Here is an 18,143-nt window from a genome sequence, read left to right as displayed (position 1 = left end):
TCTCCCAAAGGGAGAGGGAACGCGATCACCCTCTCCCTTTGGGAGAGGGCCGGGGTGAGGGAAAAACAGCTAGTAAAGCGTCTTCTGCGGCGGCCCGGCAAACTTCAGCGCGCCAATTTGTCCCATCCGCACTTCCACTACCGACGGTCCCGGCATCGCCAGCGCTTCCGTCATCACCGCATCAAAATCCTCTGCCCGCTCAACGCTCCATGCCTGCAGGCCAATCGCCTGTGACAGCAGGGTAAAATCCGGCGTATGCAGCTCGTTATAGTACTGACGGCCACCGAAATACTTGTCCTGTATACCGCGCATAACGCCGTAACCGCCGTCATTCATGATAAGCAACGTCACGTTGGCCTTCTCCTGCGCCAGCGTCGCCAGTTCGCCCAGATTCAGGCTCAGACCGCCGTCCCCCACCAACCCCACCACTTTGCGTTGTGGGTTGGCAATCGCGGTGCCAATCGCCATCGGCAGACCCATGCCAATTGCCCCGGCCAGAGAGTGAATATTCATCAGCGGCCCCCTGGCGCGGAACAGTCGGCTGCCCCACAGGCTACCGGAAACGGTAATATCGCGCACCAGCAGACCATCTTCAGGTAGCGCTTTCTCTATGGCATCGTTGAGTTGCGCATAGACGCCGCACTGTTCACGCAGCCCACGTTCTGCCTGTGTCACCGCCTCCTGAACCAGACCATCCCACTGAGCATTCCCCCATTCACGCCCCTGTGCTTTTTCAGCCAGCGCGCTCAGCAACGCTGAGCAGTCGGCTACCAGCGTGTTATCCATCAGATAGTTACGGCTTGCCGCCGCCGGGTCGATATCGATCTGTACGCGCGGAGAAGGCAGTTCGAGCGTCCATGAACGGGTCTCATTGCTGCGCAGACGTGAACCGGCGATCAGCGTAAAGTCACACTGCGCGATCAGCACTTCAACCGATGGCGAGTTGTGGAATGCCCGCAGGCTGGCGCGATGGCTGTCCGGCAGCACGCCGCGCGCGTGAGTACTGGAGATCACGGTGATACCTGCATCCGCCAGCTTTTTCACTGCGTCCGCGCAGCCCAGCGCACCGCCGCCCAGCCACAGCAGCGGCTGTTTCGCCTGCTTAAGTTGCGCCCAAAGCGCATTAACACTCCCGGCATCTACCGGCGAAACCGACGCAGGCTTCACCGGTGCGGTCACCAGCGACAGCGGAATTTTCGCCCCCTGAATATCAATCGGGATCTCCACGGAGACCGGCCCGCACGGCGGCGTCTGCGCCTCCTGAATCGCTTTATGCAAAATCGCTATCGCCTGACTGGCATTGCTGATGCGATACGCCCGTTTTGAGCTGGCCTTCAGGAAAGTCAGCTGGTCGCGGGTTTCATGGATAAACCCGGTGTCGGCATCCAGCCAGGCTTTTTCTACCTGCCCGGTCAGGTGCAGCAGCGGCGTGCAGGCGTTCATCGCCTCCACCAGCGCGCCTACGGCGTTACCCGCGCCCGCGCCGGTGCTGGTCAGCGCCACGCCAAGGCCGGAAAAACGTCCGTGGGCATCAGCCATGGTGACAGACCCCGCTTCGCCGCGTGCCGGTACAAAGCGGATGTTGCCGCGCTGCCCTACTGCATCCGCGATGGGCAGGTTGTGAATAGAGATGACGCCGTAGATGGCCTCAACCTGATACTGCTCCAGCGTTCTGGCGATGGCGTCGCCGACGGTTATCATTTCGCTCATTGCTCACCCTTTCTCAGTCGCACCAGTGGTTGACGCTGTTACCCGTCGCCAGATAAATGCTCTTTTGCTGCATCCAGGCTTTCAACCCCTGAATGCCCTTCTCGCGGCCCAGACCGCTCTCTTTAAAGCCCCCGAACGGGGTCGAAATCGCAAATACTTTGTAGGTGTTGATCCACACCGTGCCGGCCTCAAGCTGTTCGCTTAAGCGCAGCGCGCGCCCGGTATCGCGTGTCCAGATCCCGGCGGCCAGGCCGTAAACCGAGTCGTTGGCCTCGCGGATAAGCGAGGTTTCATCGCGAAACGGCATCGCCACCAGCACCGGGCCAAAGATCTCCTCCTGGCAGACACGGGCGCTGTTGCTCAGCCCTTCGATAATCGTTGGCAGGAAGAAGCTGCCGCCTGCCAGCGTGGGATCGGCCGGGATCTCTCCACCGCACAGCACGCGGCCCCCTTCACGCTTTGCCAGCTCAACGTACGCCTGTACACTCTGACGATGTTTTTCATTGATCAGCGACCCAACGTGGACACCGTCGGTAAACGGATGTCCGACGCGCAGACCGCGGGTTAACTCCAGCAGCCGCGCCATCAGCGGGGCGTAAAGGCTCTCGTGGATAAACAGCCGTGAACCGGCGATGCACGCCTGCCCCGCCGAGCTGAAAATGCCGTAGCAGATCCCGCGCGCGGCCTGCTCGATATCCGCATCCTCCAGCACGATAGTCGGCGATTTTCCGCCCAGCTCCAGCGATGCCGGGATCAGCTTTTCCGCCGCCACGTGGGCCAGGTGACGGCCCGTGGTGGTACCACCGGTAAAGGAAATTTTGCGTACCTTAGGGTGGCGTGCCAGCGCGTCGCCAATCACCGAGCCTTTGCCCGGTAGCACGCTCAGCAGCCCGGCGGGCAGCCCGGCCTGTTCAAATATCCGCGCCAGCTCCAGCGCCATCAGCGGCGTGGCTTCGGCGGGCTTGAGGATCACCGCGTTACCCGCGGCAATGGCCGGAGCGACCTTCTGCATCTCGCTGGCAATCGGCGAGTTCCACGGCGTGATGGCCGCCACCACGCCGAGCGGCTCATAGCGGCTCAGGGTCAGTAAATCCGGCTGGCGCGGCGTCGGAAGTTCCCCTTCCAGCAGCTCGCAGGCGGCGGCAAAGTAGCGCGCCGTTCCCGCCGCGCTCATTACCAGCCCGCGGGCCTCCGCCAGCGGCTTGCCGTTATCGCGGCTCTGCATCTGCGCCAGCTCGTCGACGCGGGATTCAATGAGATCTGCCACCTTGTGCAGGATCTTCGCCCGTGTATGCGGCAGGCTGTGGCGCCAGGCGGGATCGCGCCACGCGCGCTCGCCGGCCTCGATCGCGTCATGCAGATCGTCGGGACTGGCCGCATTCAACGTCGCGTTGATCGACCCGTCTGCCGGGAAATAGCTCTGCATCGGGTTGCCGCCACCGTGTCGCCACTGGCCGCCGATAAATATCTTCAGATCGTCCATCGTCACTCCTCAGCTCATGGCCAGCTCGCGGCAGGCACGTACCGCGCTGAGTGCCGCCAGGGTGGAGGTTTTCGGGTTAGAGGCAAGCGGCAGGCCGCTTAGCTCCAGATGGAATTCACCAAACGCGCCTTCAACGTGCAGCGTGTGGGTGTTACGTTTCGTTGACGGGTCGACCATCAGCTGTACGCGCGTGTCGTCCATTCCCACGCCGCCGAGTGCCACGGTGGCCGCCACGTTGGCGTTGGCCGGAAACAGTCGTGCCGCCTCGCGGGCGCTGCCTTCAAAAAAGACCTGCGCAGCAGATACCGAATTAAGATCGATAAGCTGCTCGGCATAGCTGCCGCGCCAGCTGGCCGGGCTTTTACGCGACTGGTAGGTCACACGCGCCAGCCCGCCCTCTTTCGCCGCCGCCAGCCCGTCGATACCGGCTACCGCCCCGGAGAGCAGCGTCAGTCTGCCGCCGGCGTTGAGCAGGCGCTGTTCGAGCGCGCTGTCCGCCAGTGCGCCGGTCGAAATAACCGCCAGATGCCAGCCGCGACGTAAAATATCCTCACCGTACTGCGCTACCGCCTGCTGGCTGGCGCACTCCAGCACCAGGTCGGGCGTTTGCGCGCATTCCAGCGGTGAGGTCAATGCCACTACCGCATCACCAAACTGCGCGTGAATCGCCGCATGATGGGCCTCGCGCGCCACAATCCAGCCGATAGCCACGCCAGCGGGCAGGCGCTCAATCACCGCCTGCGCCATGGCGCCAAAACCAATCAACATAATCTTTTTCATGATGTGTCCTTACAGATGGCGGCAAAAGCCGCCGGAAACGTCCAGTGCCGCACCGGTGGTAAACGAAGCCAGCGGCGAGGCGAGGAACAGCAGCGCCTGCGCGGGCTCCTGCGGCTTGCCGAGGCGCGCCATCGGAATACCGCGTTTGCGGGCGATCTCCGCCGTCCACTCCGGCCAGCTCTGGCTTTTGTCTGTCCGGTTTTCAAAGCGACGCTGCCACTGCCCGGACTCCACCATGCCAAGCAATATGGAATTCACTCGGATGCCTTTGCCCACCAGCTCTTTTGAGAGCGTCAGCGTCATATTCAGCAGCGCGGCGCGGGCAGCAGAGGTGGCAATCATGTGCTCCTCCGGCTGCAGCGCCAGCAGGGAGTTCACGCAGGTGATGGAAGCGATGTCGGACTGCTCCAGCAAAGGCTGAAACGCCTGCACCGGGTTGATCACGCCAAACAGTTTGAGTTCAGCTTCATGCAGCCACGCCTCGCGCGGGGTGTCATGGAAGTGCGCCACATATCCCTGCCCGGCGTTGTTGATCAGCATGTCCACGGCACCAAAGCGCACCTGAACGGCATCCGCGAAGGCCTGCATCTCGTCAGCGTTCAGCACGTCGCAGCGATAAGAGAAAACCTCCCCGTCGGGGTATTCGTTATGCAGCGCGGCATGGGCGCTGGCGAGGCGATCCGGATCGCGGCCACAGAAGGCCACTTTTGCCCCCTCGCCCAGCAGCAGGCGTAGCGTTTCAAAGCCAATACCAGAAGAACCGCCGGTGACGACCGCTACGCGTCCGTCAATTTGTGCATTCATCGCGCACCTCTTCGTTAATACGTAAAAGCTGTTGGTTAAAAAACGCGTCGTTATCGAGATAGCTGGCATGTCCCGCCTGGGCAATAGCGATAAACGGCATGCCGTAGCGCAGCGCCAGCCCCTGCACCAGCTCGGGTTGCGTGATCGCATCCTGCTCGCCGCACCACACTTCAAAGTTGCCTGAATAGCGCTTCAGCCAGCCATGAATATCGTCGTGCGCCAGCATCCACGCGGCGGCGAGGTAGCCCTCGGGTCGAAGCCTGCGCATGCCCGCTGCCACGGTGGCGATATCCGCTTCACGCGCGCCGGGACGCAGCAGTTTTGCGGCGCGGGTTTGCGCGAGGATTTCGCCGCCGAGTGCAATCTGTTGCTCACGGCTGCGCCAGACCTGCTCGCGCTGCTCCGGCGCGGCGCGGCCGTAACCTTGCGCGGCGTCCGCCAGCACCAGATGCAGCACACGATCCGGATATTTCGCCGCAAAGGCGCTGGCAACCAGTGCCCCGAGTGAATGGCCCACCAGCACCGCCTGCCACACGCCAGCCCGGTCAAGCATCGCCGCCAGCGCATCGGCGTAATCCCCCGCGTTCGCCCGTTCCGCGGCCAGCATCGGGCTTTCGCCATAACCGGGCATGTCCCACGCCAGCACGCGAAAACCGTTCAGCGCCATCTGCTTGTGCCAGGAGGCTGCGCCAGAGCTGATCCCGTGCAGCAGCATCAGCGGAATGCCGCTTCCCTGTTCACGAAAACCCGTCATCATGCCCCCTTAGTTCCGCTTCACTTTCGAGAGCGGATGGTCCGCCGGGTAGGTCGGAATTTCCGGCTTGTTAGTGCCCAGCATGACGCACATCAGCGCCTCTTCTTCGCCGTGGTTAAACAGCCCGCGATAGATCCCCGGCGGCACGGAGATCAGGTCACGCTCGCGCAGCACGGTTTCGGTGTAGTTATCGCCGTCCTGGATCATCAGCGTGATCTGCCCTTTGAGCATGAAGAACACCTCTTCCACATCGTCGTGCAAGTGCAGCGGCCCTTCGCACTTCGACGGCAGTACCATGGTGGAAAAGGTAAAATGCTCCGCCTGTACGGTGTTGGTGTCGCTCGCCACGCCGGTAGCACCGGTGCCGATATAGCGCATCTGCGCGCGGCGGTATTTCGGGTCAAAATCGGCCTGGAACTTCAGCGCGTTCCAGTCGTATTTACGGCCCTCAAAGCGCGCAATACGGGACTCGACCCACTCTTCCATCGTCAGGTGGTCAGGTTTGATGCCAGATGGGTTGGTTACGGTTGAATCAGTCATGACACTCTCCTCAGTAACGTCTCAGCAGCGGCAGTAACAGGACGCAGCCCACCGCCGCCATCACCGCCAGAAAAATCAGCCCGGAATCCATGCTGTGGGTGAAGGCGATAAGCGCGCCCATCACCGCTGGCGACAGCGCGCCCGCAAAGTTTCCCAGCCCGTTGAAAATGCCGCCCGCCGTGGCGCTCACCCTTGGATGGGTAGCCTTTGCCAGCAGGGCGAAAATGTTGGGTGCCCCGGTGCCCCACATGAATGTGCTGAAGCTCATCGCCGCAATGATGGTCAGCGGGGTATCGAGGTGCATTACGGCCGTGAGCCCGACAGCGGCCCCCGCCATGGAGATGAAGCAGGCCGCTGCGCGCTTATCGACCCGGTCAGAGAGCCATGCGCCAATCACTTCCCCCGCCAGCATGGCGATGAACGGCATCGACGACAGCCAGCCCGCATGTTCCAGGTGAATGCCCTTCCCCTTGATCAGGTAGCCCGGCAGCCAGCCGTTAATGCCCCACAGGTAGGTCAGGAAAGCGATGTTAAAGATGCAGATGATCCAGAAGTGCGGGCTGACAAACAGCTCGCGCCGTGCGGCACGCCGTTCGTCCCGGGAGGTCTGTGACGTACCGCTTTTCGCCTCCAGACGGATCCCGCGCAGACCGACGCGCACGAAGATCAGCACCGGTACGGTCAGCATCGCCATCACGAAGAAGGTGCTCTGCCAGCCGAAGGTGTTCAGCAGCCAGAGTGACAGCGGGAAGCCAATCGCCGCCCCTACCGGCGTGCCCAGCAGCCACAGCATGGTGGCGCGCGCCTGCAGATGCTGTGGGAAGTTGTGGCGCACAATGGCGAAGGCCAGCGGGAACAGCGGCCCCTCCGCCACGCCCAGCAGAATGCGCAGCACGATCATCAGCGTGTAGTTATGGGTAAAGCCCATCGCCACCATCAGCACGCACCACACCACCATCATCCCGGTGAGCAGGCGCAGCGGGGCGATTTTGTCCCCCAGCCCACTGAGAAAGACCGATGAAAAGCCGTAGCTCAACAGGAAGGCGCTCATCAGAATGCCGAGGCGTGTGGTGTCAAAATCGATGCCCATCGCCTGCTGGAAGTGGCCGTCAGAAAACAGCGCGGCAATGCTGATTTTGTCGAAAAACGCCAGCAGCACGCAGGCCAGCAGCGACAGCGGGATGGCCCAGCGCACCGCTTTTTCAGGCGTGCGGGTCCCCTCACCGCTCGCCTCAACGGGCGCGGTGTTGGTCTCTAATGTGGTCATGTCTCCCCCTACGGGTGCGGGTTAGCTATCGCAATGACATCAGTGAAAAAGTCGGGTCGGCGAGCGGCACGTCTGATAAATCCCGCCCGGCCGCCATCCAGCGCTTCGCCAGCTTGACGGTGCGCGCATCGTTGAACGCCACCAGCTGCGTCAGGCGCCCGTTTTCGTCCAGCGAGAAGTACAGCGCGTCTTCACGCACTATGGTGCGGCTGCGCGGCTGCGGAATGCCGAGGATCTGAATGTTGTGCTGGTATTGATCCGACCATAGCCACGGCGCGTCGTCATAGCCTGCGGCATCGGGGTTAAGCATCGCTTTTGCCGCCGCCACCGCCTGATTCTGGGCGAAGGCCCAGGACTGAATACACAGGCCGTAATGATGATGCTGTGCCACATCCCCGGCAGCGAAGATGGACGGATCCGACGTGCGGCCCTGCGCATCCACCACGATCCCGCGTTCGGTTTGCAGCCCCGCGTCGCGCGCCAGTTCCAGATTGAGATCGACGCCGATCCCTACCACCACCGCATCAAAGGTTTCACGTTTGCCATCACAGTGAATGACCGGCAGGCCGTTATCGTCCTCCAGCTCCAGCGCGCCGCAGCCGGTTCGGATCTCCACGCCCTGCTCACGGTGAATGGTCTCTAAGCGCTGCGATACCTCGCCGCTCTCCGAGCGCATGCACAGCGCAGGCTGCTGCTCGAACAGGGTGACCGCGACGCCGCTTTTGCGCGCAGAAGCGGCAATCTCCAGGCCTATCCAGCCGCCGCCCACAATCGCCAGCTTTTGACTTTCCGCAAGCCGACGTTTCAGGCGCTGCGCGTCCTGCCAGTGGCGCAGGGTGTAGACCTGCGGATGCACAGACCATGCCTCGCCCGGCAGGCGCGCCCGCCCTCCGGTGGCAATTAATAGTATGTTGTAACTAAGATGTTCGCCGTTGCTTAAACGCACCGTTTTCGCATTGCGGTCAATCTGCTCCGCGCGCAGCGGACGGTACCAGGTCAGATTCAGCGCCTGCTGAGCCTCTTCAGTAAAGAGTCGCGGAAGCGTCGCGTCCGTCTCCAGCAGAGCCGCTTTCGACAGCGGCGGACGTTCATAGAAATCCCACGCCTCTTCCGCCACCACGCAGATCTCACCGTCAAAGCCTTCGTCACGCAGGGTTTTCGCCGCCCAGCCTCCCGCCTGACCGCCACCAATAATGACAATGCACGACGTCATACGGCCTCCGGTTTTTTCTGCTGGCGGCGCGTGTCGTGATCGATCCCGCCTTCCACCGCCCACTCGGTAAAGGAGACCAGCGAATGCTCCAGCTCGCGCGGCTGCCAGTTTTCCGTCAGGTAGTCGTCATTGGTGTAATACTCGAACGCCCCGCCGGTCGGGCTGTTGACGTACCAGAAGTAGGCTGACGACACCGGATGGCGGCCGGGTCCGATAAACGTGCTCCAGGCGTTTTTGTTCATCGCAATCCCGCCGCCGATCACTTCGTGAATATCGCGCACGGTAAAGGCCACGTGGTTCAGGCCGCGCTTGCGGTTCGGCAGCTGCAGCAGGAACAGGTTGTGATGACCCCCGCGCACGCCGCAGCGCAGAAACACGGCGCGGTTGATGTAGCGGTCAGAGACCTGGAAGCCGAGCACCTCGCGGTAAAATGTCTCCACCGCCGCAAGCTCCTCCACGAAGAACACCACGTGCCCCACGTTAATGGGCTGGGCGCGATCGTAAACCGGGCTGGGGGTGTCGATACGGCGAGCGTCGCCCCACTGGTTGATCGGCTCAACATTCAGTTCCACCTCAGTCTGCTGGCTGACCTGCACACGCAGCGTCATGCCGTTCGGGTCAAGACACTCCAGGGCGTCACCCACTTCGCGAAAGCCGGGCTGCTGCGCAAGCTTCGGACGCAGCGCATCCAGATCTGACTGTGCGGCAACCGCCCATGTCATGCGGCGCAGGGTGTTGCCCGCTTCAAACGCCGGGGGCAGGTCGGGGCTGTCGATCGGGTTTAGTTCCACGCGCGCGCCGCTCAGGGTGGTAAAACGCTGGCCACTGGCATCGCCCGTCAGGCCAAAATCACGCATAAATTTGGCGCAGTGCGTCAGGTCTTCAACGCCAAATTCCAGCTTTTCAATTCCGGTTACACTCATCGTTCGTTGCCTCATCTGGCCCAAATTGGGCGTAAAACATGCCCGACGCAGCAAAGCGCCTGACGTTAACTCACTGATTTAACTGGCCTGTGATAAATACCCTAAGAAGCCAGAAATTTTGTCCGCCGCCAGACGAACCTCGTTTTGCAGTCGCTCGCGGTCGGCTTGTGGGATCTCTTCCGACGGCACCAGAATGCTCACTACCGCCGCCACGCGATGGCTTCGGTCAAACACCGGATAAACGATGGAGGAGATACCGTGGCGGAAGAAGGATTCACCGATCACGTATCCGCGGGCTTTATCCTGTTGCACCATCTGCCACAGGGCTTCACGATCGTGAAGCTGACCCGGCGTGTTGCCCGGCAGGCGCTCCTGCGGGAACAGCTGTTCGAAATCGGCGCGGGAAATATCGGTCAACAGCATGCGGCCAAGCGAGGTGCAGTGCACCGGCAAACGGGTACCAATGCTGACCTGGTTGATGCGTGATCCGGCGGCGCTGACGCGGGCGATGTAGATGATGTCGCGCCCGTCGCGGATCGCCAGATGGCTGCTGCACTGGCTCACGTCGCGCAGTTGTTCAATCACCGGCTGACCCACCTGCGCCACATCCAGCGAGGCGATGTACTCAAAGCCCAGACGCAGCACGTTCATGCCGAGCGAGAAGGTATTGGTACGGGTGTTGCGCTCCAGAAAGCCCATATACTCCAGGGTCTGCACCACGCGGTAGGCGGTGGCCTTCGGCATATCCACCAGCCGGTGCAGCTCGGCAAAGGTCAGTTCACGATGCTGCTCGCCAAAGGCTAACAGCAGCTGCAGGCCACGCTCCAGCCCCGGTACCAGATACTTCACTTCCTGATCGTTTGCCATCATCGCCCTACCTTAGTTAAAGACAAAACCGCCGTTGACCGGGATCAGCTGCCCGGTGATAAACCGCGACAGATCGCTTAACAGCCAGACCACGCTGCCGGTGACATCTTCCGGCTGCTGTGCCCCCGTTAACGCCCGGCCGTTTTCGTAGAGTTGGTGTCGTTCGGCGGGAACATATTCCGTTGCCTCGACGCGGGTCAGCCCCGGCGCGATGGCGTTGATTCGAATACGCTTTTCACCAAGCTCGCGCGCCATTGAGCGGGTCATGGCAATCACGGCCCCTTTGCTGGCCACGTAGGCCATCAGGCGCGGCGCACCCCACAGGGCAGTGTCGGACGCCACGTTCACGATCCCTGCGCCATCGCGCAGCAGCGGCACGGCGGCGCGCGTCACCAGCCAGGTGCCTTTGACGTTGACGCGCATTACCCGGTCCCACAGATCCGGGTCGTAATCGAGCATGTTTTTGCCGCCCACGCCGGTCGCCATCGCCGCGTTATTTACCAGCCCGTCAATCTGCCCCTGCTCGCCAATCGCATTGAACACCTGCTCAATGGAGGCCGGATCGGCGAGATCGATAACGTGCGATTCGATCGTATAACCCTGTGCCCGCAGAGCGTGTGCGCTTTCGGCCAGCACGCCTTCAAGAATGTCGCACATCACCACCGCGGCACCCTGCTCCGCGCAGGCGCTGGCGAAGTGATAGCCCAGCCCGCGCGCGGCGCCGGTCACCACAATGCGTTTTCCGCTCAGCAGCGCATTCATCAGGCCGCTCCCTGCTGCGCTTCACGCATCGCCAGTTGCTCTTTAGCGGCCTTTTGCATCATGCGGCGCAGGCGCGAGAGGCCGACATCATGCTGGTACAGGTATTCGTGGTCGCGGGCGTTTGGCGCCAGGCTTTCCAGCACCACGCGGTCCTGCTCCAGTACCTCCCAGTGCAGTTTTTCCAGGCGGTTACGGTACATGAATCGCCACATATCGCGCTGCCAGCCCTGTACACGGCGGATACGCCAGAAGAAGACGCGGCAGTTGTCGTTATCTTCCGGCACCACCATGCCAACGATGAAGAAGTGGCCACCCGGTCCGAAACGCTTCTTATAGGGAATGGAGAGTCGCATCCAGCAGGTGCCGCTATTGCCCAGCTCCACCCAGTCGAAGTTGACGCCGCTCTGCCCTTTTTTCTCGAAGATAAAGCCGGTCTTCGTCGGCTGCAGGACCATGTCGGCCTTGCGATCCCCTTCCGCCATCGAGTGCGAGGAGGAGTGGAGATACGTACCGTGCATCGGATCCATCACGTTTTCCAGCGCGTACTGGTAGTTACATTTCCAGGCTGCGGTGCAGAGGAAGTTGCTGAAATGTTCCGTGTCGGCGAGTTCATCCGGGAAGGTCAGCTCGTCCGGCTGCTGATCGGCGGTGACGCCAAACCACAGGAAGATGGCACCGTGCGCCTCCTGCACCTGATAGCTGCGCACGCACTGCTGGCCGACCAGCGGACATTTGTCCACGGCGGGCACGTCTTTCACTTCACCGTTTCCCGCCACTTCCACGCCGTGATACCAGCAGGCGATGCGGTCGCCAAGGTTCCAGCCCATCGACAGACGCGCGCCGCGGTGCGGACAGCGGTCTTCCAGCGCCTGCACCTGACCGTCTTTATTGCGCCAGACCACAATCTGTTCGCCCAGACGAGTAATGCCCACGGGCGCAGACTGCACTTCCCAGCTCGCCAGCACCGGATACCAGAGGCCACGCAGACCTTTATCGAGATAGTTTTGTACGGTAGTTGTCATCGCGTCGTCCTCAGTAGCCGTTAACCTGTAAGAATGCCTGGAAGCTGGCGTCGCTCCACGGCTCGCCCTGCTGGTCGTGCATGCGCACCGCGTTCAGCCCGTTGACCAGCTCCGGCAAGGTTTCAACGCCCTGCTCAAAGAGATCTTCCAGCGTGGCGATAAGGCTCATTTCCCAGTTTTCCGGCACCCGGCTGCGGGTCTGCCAGATCAGGTTCTGATACTCACCCGGTTTATGAATGGCGCCGTTCCCGCCCTCTGCCGGGGGCGTAAACTGGCGGCTTTCGGGCAGCGCCGGGTTGAAGTTCAGGATGTCGCTCATGCCACGGTCTCCTCGACAAAAGTAATCTGGATTTGGTTTTCAAATACCCGAACCGGGTAGCGGTTGAGGTTTCGGCCGCCGGGGCCGTGCAGGCACTGGCCGGTTTTGACGTCGAACACCGCCTCGTGCAGCGGGCATTCCACTTTGCCGTCCTCGACAAAGCCCTGACTCAGCAGCGCATAGGCGTGCGGGCATACGTCTTCCAGCGCGTAATATTCGCCGTCGATTAAATAAACGCCGATCTCTTTACCTTCAACGTTGCCGCTAAAAGGGAAATCTTCCTGTACTTGTTCTGCGTCACATACGCCTATCCAGCTCATCACGATCCTCCAGGCTTTTGTTTCATATATGAAACTCTGTTTCTTATTTAATACGGTCAATATAAAAGCGATGAATGTTTCGTCAAGCGTCAATGTGACGAATTTGTTAATCAGCCGACAATTAATAAGCTAAGTGTGCAAGGGATCACGAAAAAATGCAGCGATATGAAATTTTCATTATTAAGGCGTGAATGAATACGTTTTAGTGATGAACTCAAAGCGCAAATAAAAAATATTGACTTCTTTTCTTTTTCTTCCTTAAAAATAAACAACTGAAAAAGCACCGTGTTTCACCTGTGAAACACATTTAAAAATACATCTTTAAAAACAACAAGTTTCACGGGTGAACCATTTTACATCCGTGACAATCACATTGATAAAAATATAAATGCGAGAACGCATAAGGCGGGCAATATGACGGCAAGATGGCAAGGCACAATTGCACTGTTATTTCTCATTATTATTTCCTACATTGACCGGGTAAATATCTCGGTGATGATTTTAAACCCGGAATTTGCCGAACATTTTCAGTTAAATGAAAACAGAATGTTACAAGGAATGTTAATGACCTGCTTTCTTCTGGGTTATGGATTATCGGCTTTATTATTAACACCGGTTATCGAAAGCAAACTGCATTATCGACATGGATTATTAAGCAGCATTGCGATTTGGGCTCTGGTCTGCGCCATTTCTCCCTTACTCGGATCGCTAATGGGAATGCTCATCGCCCGTGTGATTCTGGGGATCGCTGAGGGACCGCTCTTTTCACTGAAAACCCGCTTTATCAGCGATAACTTTCGTGCGGAAGAGGTTGGCAAACCCAACGCCGTGACCGCACTGGGCGTCTCGCTCGGTCTGGCTGTGGGCTTTCCGCTGGTGACCTGGCTGATGGCCCATCTGGGCTGGGCCGGATCGTTTTATGCGCTGGCGGCAATCAACCTGGTGCTCGGTGGCGGCCTGATCTGGCGTTTCCTGCCGGCACCGCGCGGTACAGTAAAAATGCACAAACGGGGGCTCGCAGAGACAGTGATGCTTGCGTGGCAAACCCCGCTGTTGGGCTGGATCCTGCTGGTTGAAATCGCCACGCTGAGCTATCTCTGGGGGAGCACCGCCTGGCTCCCGGCGTGGCTACGCGACGAACATCACTTCTCGCTGCACGCCACGGGCATGCTCGCGGCCATCCCCTTCCTGTTGAGCCTGGGCTCAAAATTCCTTGGCGGGGTACTGCTCGATAAAATGCGGCCGGAACAGGCACCGCTGCTGTTTGTCGCGGGCGGGGCGCTGACGGCGTTATCCGTGATCGCGCTGATGCTCAGCCATCAGCCTGCCTGGCTGGCGCTGTTTATGCTGTCGGCTAACGTCTTCTGGGGACTTCAGGGCGCGGCCATTCCGGCGGTGATCCAACATCACGCCGCGCGGGAGGCGGTGGGGAGCGCGTACGGCATCATTAATGGGATCGGCAATCTCTGCGCCGCCTTTATTCCGCTGCTGATGGGGATGGTGATGAGATCGGTGGGGTCGGTCAGCTCTGGCTTTTCCGTGCTGGTGGTGTCGCAGATTATCACCCTGCTGGCGGGGGGAATGTTGCTGCTGCGCATGCGTCGCGCAGCAGCAATCAGCGCGTAAGGCTTATTCGCCTTTTTTCGCAGCCTGGATATAGAGCATTTCCAGTGCCAGGGTCGCCGCGGCCAGCGCGGTGATCTCGGACTGGTCATAGGCAGGCGCCACTTCCACCACATCCATCCCGACAATGTTCAGATCCTTCAGGCCGCGCACCAGTTTGATGGCGCGGTCTGAGGTCAGCCCGCCGATCACCGGCGTACCGGTGCCCGGCGCAAACGCCGGATCCAGACAGTCGATGTCGAAGGTCAGGTACACCGGCATATCACCGACGATCTGCTTAACCTGCGCGATGATGTCATCCACGCCGCGATCGTTCACCTGACAGGCGTCCAGCACGGTGAAGCCGTTGTCTTTGTCAAACTCGGTACGGATACCGATCTGCACGGAGTGGTTAGGATCGATCAGACCTTCATTCGGCGCGGTGTAGAACATGGTGCCGTGGTCGAACTCGCAGCCGTTCGCGTAGGTGTCGGTGTGCGCATCGAAGTGCACCAGCGCCATTTTACCGAAGTGCTTCGCGTGGGCGCGCAGCAGCGGCAGGGTCACGAAGTGGTCGCCACCGAAGGAGAGCATGCGCTTACCGGCAGCCAGCAGTTTCTCGGCGTGGGCCTGCAGCTTCTCGCTCATTTCACGGGCGTCACCGAAGGCATACACCAGGTCGCCGCAGTCCACCACGTTCAGGCGTTCGCGCATGTCGAAGTTCCACGGGAAGCGGTTATGCTCCCAGGCCAGGTTGGTGGAAACCTGACGGATCGCCGCCGGGCCGTGACGACCGCCCGCACGGCCTGATGTGGCCATATCAAACGGCACGCCGGTGATCACCCAGTCAGCATCGCTGTCGTACGGCTGGAAGTTCATCGGAAGGCGTAAAAAACCAAACGCGTTAGATACCAGAGAGTTGTCGTACTGATGACCTAAAGTGCTCATGTCCTGACCTCTTTTAAAGTCGATGCGTTAAAAACAGATGAAAAAAAATCCCCTCCGCGTCGTTAAACCCGACGAGGAAGGGATTGATTCGTAAATCGCTTATTGGGGCGAATTATCGCCGTTAATTCATACGGGTTCAAGTGAGTATAGGGCATTGTGCGGCCTTTGCCCCTCACCCCGGCCCTCTCCCACAGGGAGAGGGAGGTCAACCTACTCGTCTTCCAGGTACGTGTAACCGTACAGACCCGCTTCAAACTCTTCCAGGAACTGCTGCTGCAGCGCGTCATCCAGACCGGTGTTTTTCACCTGATCGCGGAATTGCGTCAGCAGGGTTTTCGGATCCAGCTGCACGTATTCCAGCATGTCCGCCACGGTGTCACCTTCGTCAGACAACTCCACTTCCACGCTGCCGTCAGGGAAGACAAACACGTCAACCGCTTCGGTATCACCGAACAGGTTATGCATGTTGCCAAGGATCTCCTGATACGCGCCGACCATAAAGAAGCCCAGCATTGGCGGGTTCTCCGGGTCGTATTCCGGCATTGGCATGGTCGTTGCGATACCGTCGCCGTCAACATAGTGGTCGATGGCACCGTCGGAGTCACAGGTGATGTCCAGCAGCACCGCACGACGTTCCGGGGCGTGATTCAGCCCTTCCAGCGGCAGAACCGGGAACAGCTGATCGATACCCCAGGCATCCGGCATCGACTGGAACAGCGAGAAGTTGACATAAATCTTGTCCGCCATACGTTCCTGCAATTCGTCGATAATCGGACGGTGCGCACGGTTGCTCGGGTCCAGCTGTTTCTGCACTTCATGGCACATGTTCAAATAAAGCTGCTCGGCCCACGCGCGCTCCTGCAGGCTAAAGGTGCCTGAAGAGTAGCCGACGTGAATATCATGCAGGTCCATCTGGCTGTCGTGCAGCCATTCGCGCAGTGAACGGCGCGTGCCTGGCTCGTGCATCTCCTGCCAGGTTTCCCACATGCTTTGCAGCGAACGCGGGGCATCGTCTTGCGGAGGCGTCGCTTCGGTGATTTCGCTGCGCTCAACGCCGATGATGTTAGAGACCAGCACCGTATGGTGCGCGGTCACCGCGCGGCCAGACTCGGTGATCACCGTCGGGTGCGGCAGGCCGTGCTCTTCACAGGCATCGCCAATCGCCCAGATAATGTTGTTCGCGTATTCGTTCAGGCCGTAGTTCACGGAGCAGTCGGACTGCGAGCGGGTACCTTCATAGTCCACGCCCAGGCCGCCACCCACGTCAAAGCACTGAATATTGACGCCGAGCTTGTGCAGCTCAACGTAGAAACGCGCTGACTCACGCACGCCGGTAGCGATATCACGAATGTTGGCCATCTGCGAACCGAGGTGGAAGTGCAGCAGTTGAATGCTGTCCAGACGACCGCGCTCGCGCAGAATTTCCACCAGTTGCAGTACCTGGTTTGCCGCCAGACCGAATTTAGATTTTTCGCCGCCGGAGGACTGCCATTTACCGGAACCCTGCGAGGCCAGACGCGCACGCACGCCAAGACGTGGCACCACGTTCAGGCGCTCGGCTTCTTCCAGCACGATAGCGATTTCTGTCATCTTCTCGATAACCAGATAGACCTTATGGCCCATCTTCTCGCCAATCAGCGCCAGACGAATGTATTCACGGTCTTTATAGCCGTTACAGACGATCACTGAACGGGTCATGCCCGCATGCGCCAGTACGGCCATCAGCTCTGCTTTTGAACCCGCTTCCAGGCCCAGCGGTTCGCCGGAGTGGATCAGGGATTCAATGACGCGGCGGTGCTGGTTCACCTTGATGGGGTAAACCAGGAAGTAGTCGCCTTTGTAACCGTAAGATTCACGCGCACGCTTGAACGCGGCGTTAATAGAACGCAGACGGTGTTGCAGGATCTGCGGGAAGCAGAACAGTGCAGGCAAACGCTGGCCCTGCGCCTCACGTGCTTTCACCAGTTTGGCGAGATCCACGCGCGCTTCAGGGACGTCCGGGTCCGGGCAGACGCTGATGTGGCCCAGCTCGTTGACGTCGTAGTAGTTATTGCCCCACCAGGCAATATTGTAAGTGCGCAGCATCTTGCTGGCTTCCTGGGAGCTCATCGCAACCTCCTGCATGGAACGTAGTACACCCTGTTCGCCCGCTGACGAAGGCGAAAAAGAAGACATGTCGTCAGACATAGCGAACCTCAACTCTTTGTATTAAGTGTAAAACAGTTGACTACTATCGCAGCGTTATACGGCGATAACAACCCATAAACGGCTCCGTTTCCCAGCAGAGTATGCTGAAATCCAGACCGTGCGACCGGTTTCTTATTCATATCATTGTAAAACACGTATCCGAACTCTGTATGACAAGGTTCGGCGAAACCACGAGAAAACTCTTGTATTAACAAGAGCGCCCTTGTTCAGTTTTCACAAAGCGTGACCGGCCCTGGAATCCTGAGAAGCGCCGAGATGGGTATAACATCGGCAGGTTTGCAGACTAGAAATGCGGGTTGCGGGAATCAAATGCGCGCCAGAACGGCTGCGCTGAATTAGCGGAAAACGATGGTTCATTATCTCGTATCACCTCCACGGCCGCCTCTGCTGAAACGGACCACAAGCCAAAGCTAAAAGTTCACTGCTTAACCCGGCTGGAAGTGGCGACACGATGAGTTCATCGAGCGCTTTTTTGGTATGAGCCGCGCGCCGCGTTTTATACCGAGAACAGGGGTAAAAAGCAAAAGATAAATACGCGGGTTGCCAGGAGCGTCAGGAAAAATTTCCAGTAATGAATTCAACTCAGTGAGAGCGTTGTCAAAAAAAACTGGAAATCGGGCG

Annotated in this window: 19 protein-coding genes; 1 reads left to right on the top strand and 18 read right to left on the bottom strand. The window is 59.6% G+C overall.

Features of this window, described 5'->3' with window-relative positions; genetic code table 11:
• Positions 1-69 precede the first annotated feature (69 nt).
• From ACOTX3_RS12865 to ACOTX3_RS12800, 14 genes are all read right to left on the bottom strand, one after another.
• Positions 70-1,710 (bottom strand): thiamine pyrophosphate-binding protein, encoded by a 1,641-nt coding sequence (locus ACOTX3_RS12865; protein WP_058678496.1) that lies wholly within the window; start codon positions 1,708-1,710, stop codon positions 70-72.
• A gap of 13 nt (positions 1,711-1,723) precedes the next feature.
• Positions 1,724-3,193 (bottom strand): aldehyde dehydrogenase, encoded by a 1,470-nt coding sequence (locus ACOTX3_RS12860; RefSeq protein ID WP_127869116.1) that lies wholly within the window; start codon positions 3,191-3,193, stop codon positions 1,724-1,726.
• 9 nt (positions 3,194-3,202) lie between these two features.
• On the bottom strand, positions 3,203-3,973 hold the full coding sequence (locus tag ACOTX3_RS12855; RefSeq protein WP_029883147.1) for an aspartate dehydrogenase: 771 nt from the start codon (positions 3,971-3,973) through the stop codon (positions 3,203-3,205).
• Between the two features lie 9 nt (positions 3,974-3,982).
• Entirely contained in the window at positions 3,983-4,777 is a 795-nt protein-coding gene (locus ACOTX3_RS12850) for an SDR family oxidoreductase (protein WP_020687070.1), read from the bottom strand.
• Positions 4,761-5,531 carry an alpha/beta fold hydrolase gene (locus ACOTX3_RS12845; RefSeq protein ID WP_045902711.1) on the bottom strand — a complete coding sequence of 257 codons (771 nt, stop codon included), beginning with the start codon at positions 5,529-5,531 and terminating at the stop codon, positions 4,761-4,763. Before ACOTX3_RS12845 ends, ACOTX3_RS12850 begins: the two co-directional genes overlap by 17 nt.
• 9 nt (positions 5,532-5,540) lie before the next feature.
• Entirely contained in the window at positions 5,541-6,071 is a 531-nt protein-coding gene (locus ACOTX3_RS12840; protein ID WP_013098646.1) for a cupin domain-containing protein, read from the bottom strand.
• Between the two features lie 10 nt (positions 6,072-6,081).
• Complete coding sequence (locus ACOTX3_RS12835; protein ID WP_014833205.1) at positions 6,082-7,338, bottom strand: MFS transporter; 1,257 nt, start codon at positions 7,336-7,338, stop codon at positions 6,082-6,084.
• Positions 7,339-7,363: 25 nt separating this feature from the next.
• Positions 7,364-8,551, bottom strand: coding sequence for an NAD(P)/FAD-dependent oxidoreductase (locus tag ACOTX3_RS12830; RefSeq protein ID WP_127869115.1), 1,188 nt, complete (start codon positions 8,549-8,551; stop codon positions 7,364-7,366).
• The gene (locus ACOTX3_RS12825) at positions 8,548-9,474 is read right to left on the bottom strand and encodes a VOC family protein (RefSeq protein WP_020687066.1); all 927 of its coding nucleotides are present in this window, start codon (positions 9,472-9,474) and stop codon (positions 8,548-8,550) included. The genes ACOTX3_RS12830 and ACOTX3_RS12825 overlap by 4 nt, the downstream gene beginning before the upstream one ends.
• A 78-nt stretch (positions 9,475-9,552) precedes the next feature.
• A complete protein-coding gene (locus ACOTX3_RS12820) occupies positions 9,553-10,341 on the bottom strand; it encodes an IclR family transcriptional regulator (protein ID WP_028028063.1) in 789 nt (262 codons plus the stop codon).
• A gap of 12 nt (positions 10,342-10,353) precedes the next feature.
• A complete protein-coding gene (locus tag ACOTX3_RS12815) occupies positions 10,354-11,103 on the bottom strand; it encodes an SDR family oxidoreductase (RefSeq protein ID WP_058678493.1) in 750 nt (249 codons plus the stop codon).
• Complete coding sequence (locus tag ACOTX3_RS12810; protein WP_013098652.1) at positions 11,103-12,125, bottom strand: aromatic ring-hydroxylating oxygenase subunit alpha; 1,023 nt, start codon at positions 12,123-12,125, stop codon at positions 11,103-11,105. Before ACOTX3_RS12810 ends, ACOTX3_RS12815 begins: the two co-directional genes overlap by 1 nt.
• A gap of 10 nt (positions 12,126-12,135) precedes the next feature.
• Complete coding sequence (locus ACOTX3_RS12805) at positions 12,136-12,444, bottom strand: recombinase-like helix-turn-helix domain-containing protein (RefSeq protein ID WP_020687064.1); 309 nt, start codon at positions 12,442-12,444, stop codon at positions 12,136-12,138.
• Complete coding sequence (locus ACOTX3_RS12800) at positions 12,441-12,764, bottom strand: Rieske (2Fe-2S) protein (protein ID WP_013098654.1); 324 nt, start codon at positions 12,762-12,764, stop codon at positions 12,441-12,443. The genes ACOTX3_RS12805 and ACOTX3_RS12800 overlap by 4 nt, the downstream gene beginning before the upstream one ends.
• Before the next feature lie 414 nt (positions 12,765-13,178).
• Between ACOTX3_RS12800 and ACOTX3_RS12795 the strand changes: the two genes are divergently transcribed.
• Positions 13,179-14,390, top strand: a complete 1,212-nt coding sequence (locus ACOTX3_RS12795; protein WP_058678492.1) for an MFS transporter — start codon at positions 13,179-13,181, stop codon at positions 14,388-14,390.
• Positions 14,391-14,393: 3 nt separating this feature from the next.
• Here ACOTX3_RS12795 and speB read toward each other — a convergent pair whose 3' ends face one another.
• The 4 genes from speB to ACOTX3_RS12775 all read right to left on the bottom strand — a co-directional run bounded on the left by speB (position 14,394) and on the right by ACOTX3_RS12775 (position 17,879).
• On the bottom strand, positions 14,394-15,314 hold the full coding sequence (gene speB, locus ACOTX3_RS12790; protein WP_002434404.1) for an agmatinase: 921 nt from the start codon (positions 15,312-15,314) through the stop codon (positions 14,394-14,396).
• Between the two features lie 210 nt (positions 15,315-15,524).
• Entirely contained in the window at positions 15,525-17,501 is a 1,977-nt protein-coding gene (gene speA, locus ACOTX3_RS12785) for a biosynthetic arginine decarboxylase (RefSeq protein WP_014833212.1), read from the bottom strand.
• A gap of 8 nt (positions 17,502-17,509) precedes the next feature.
• Complete coding sequence (gene yqgB, locus ACOTX3_RS12780; protein WP_127312443.1) at positions 17,510-17,641, bottom strand: acid stress response protein YqgB; 132 nt, start codon at positions 17,639-17,641, stop codon at positions 17,510-17,512.
• Positions 17,642-17,735: 94 nt separating this feature from the next.
• Positions 17,736-17,879 (bottom strand): hypothetical protein, encoded by a 144-nt coding sequence (locus tag ACOTX3_RS12775; protein ID WP_418250466.1) that lies wholly within the window; start codon positions 17,877-17,879, stop codon positions 17,736-17,738.
• Positions 17,880-18,143 lie beyond the last annotated feature (264 nt).

This window comes from Enterobacter cloacae complex sp. IR5384 (genome assembly GCF_049237265.1).
Taxonomy (GTDB): domain Bacteria; phylum Pseudomonadota; class Gammaproteobacteria; order Enterobacterales; family Enterobacteriaceae; genus Enterobacter; species Enterobacter cloacae.
Note: the sequence above shows the minus strand (reverse complement) of the source record. Positions and strands in the feature narration are given on the sequence as shown.

Bases quoted from the DNA above. Each gene is read 5' to 3' on its own strand.
- ACOTX3_RS12830 (WP_127869115.1), bottom strand. From the start codon at position 8,551: ATGACGTCGTGCATTGTCATTATTGGTGGCGGTCAGGCGGGAGGCTGG.
- ACOTX3_RS12845 (WP_045902711.1), bottom strand. From the start codon at position 5,531: ATGACGGGTTTTCGTGAACAGGGAAGCGGCATTCCGCTGATGCTGCTG.
- ACOTX3_RS12775 (WP_418250466.1), bottom strand. From the start codon at position 17,879: ATGAACCATCGTTTTCCGCTAATTCAGCGCAGCCGTTCTGGCGCGCAT.
- ACOTX3_RS12840 (WP_013098646.1), bottom strand. From the start codon at position 6,071: ATGACTGATTCAACCGTAACCAACCCATCTGGCATCAAACCTGACCAC.
- ACOTX3_RS12800 (WP_013098654.1), bottom strand. From the start codon at position 12,764: ATGAGCTGGATAGGCGTATGTGACGCAGAACAAGTACAGGAAGATTTC.
- yqgB (WP_127312443.1), bottom strand. From the start codon at position 17,641: ATGAATAAGAAACCGGTCGCACGGTCTGGATTTCAGCATACTCTGCTG.
- ACOTX3_RS12825 (WP_020687066.1), bottom strand. From the start codon at position 9,474: ATGAGTGTAACCGGAATTGAAAAGCTGGAATTTGGCGTTGAAGACCTG.
- ACOTX3_RS12795 (WP_058678492.1), top strand. From the start codon at position 13,179: ATGACGGCAAGATGGCAAGGCACAATTGCACTGTTATTTCTCATTATT.
- ACOTX3_RS12815 (WP_058678493.1), bottom strand. From the start codon at position 11,103: ATGAATGCGCTGCTGAGCGGAAAACGCATTGTGGTGACCGGCGCCGCG.
- ACOTX3_RS12865 (WP_058678496.1), bottom strand. From the start codon at position 1,710: ATGAGCGAAATGATAACCGTCGGCGACGCCATCGCCAGAACGCTGGAG.
- ACOTX3_RS12855 (WP_029883147.1), bottom strand. From the start codon at position 3,973: ATGAAAAAGATTATGTTGATTGGTTTTGGCGCCATGGCGCAGGCGGTG.
- ACOTX3_RS12860 (WP_127869116.1), bottom strand. From the start codon at position 3,193: ATGGACGATCTGAAGATATTTATCGGCGGCCAGTGGCGACACGGTGGC.
- ACOTX3_RS12810 (WP_013098652.1), bottom strand. From the start codon at position 12,125: ATGACAACTACCGTACAAAACTATCTCGATAAAGGTCTGCGTGGCCTC.
- ACOTX3_RS12835 (WP_014833205.1), bottom strand. From the start codon at position 7,338: ATGACCACATTAGAGACCAACACCGCGCCCGTTGAGGCGAGCGGTGAG.
- ACOTX3_RS12805 (WP_020687064.1), bottom strand. From the start codon at position 12,444: ATGAGCGACATCCTGAACTTCAACCCGGCGCTGCCCGAAAGCCGCCAG.
- ACOTX3_RS12850 (WP_020687070.1), bottom strand. From the start codon at position 4,777: ATGAATGCACAAATTGACGGACGCGTAGCGGTCGTCACCGGCGGTTCT.
- ACOTX3_RS12820 (WP_028028063.1), bottom strand. From the start codon at position 10,341: ATGGCAAACGATCAGGAAGTGAAGTATCTGGTACCGGGGCTGGAGCGT.
- speA (WP_014833212.1), bottom strand. From the start codon at position 17,501: ATGTCTGACGACATGTCTTCTTTTTCGCCTTCGTCAGCGGGCGAACAG.
- speB (WP_002434404.1), bottom strand. From the start codon at position 15,314: ATGAGCACTTTAGGTCATCAGTACGACAACTCTCTGGTATCTAACGCG.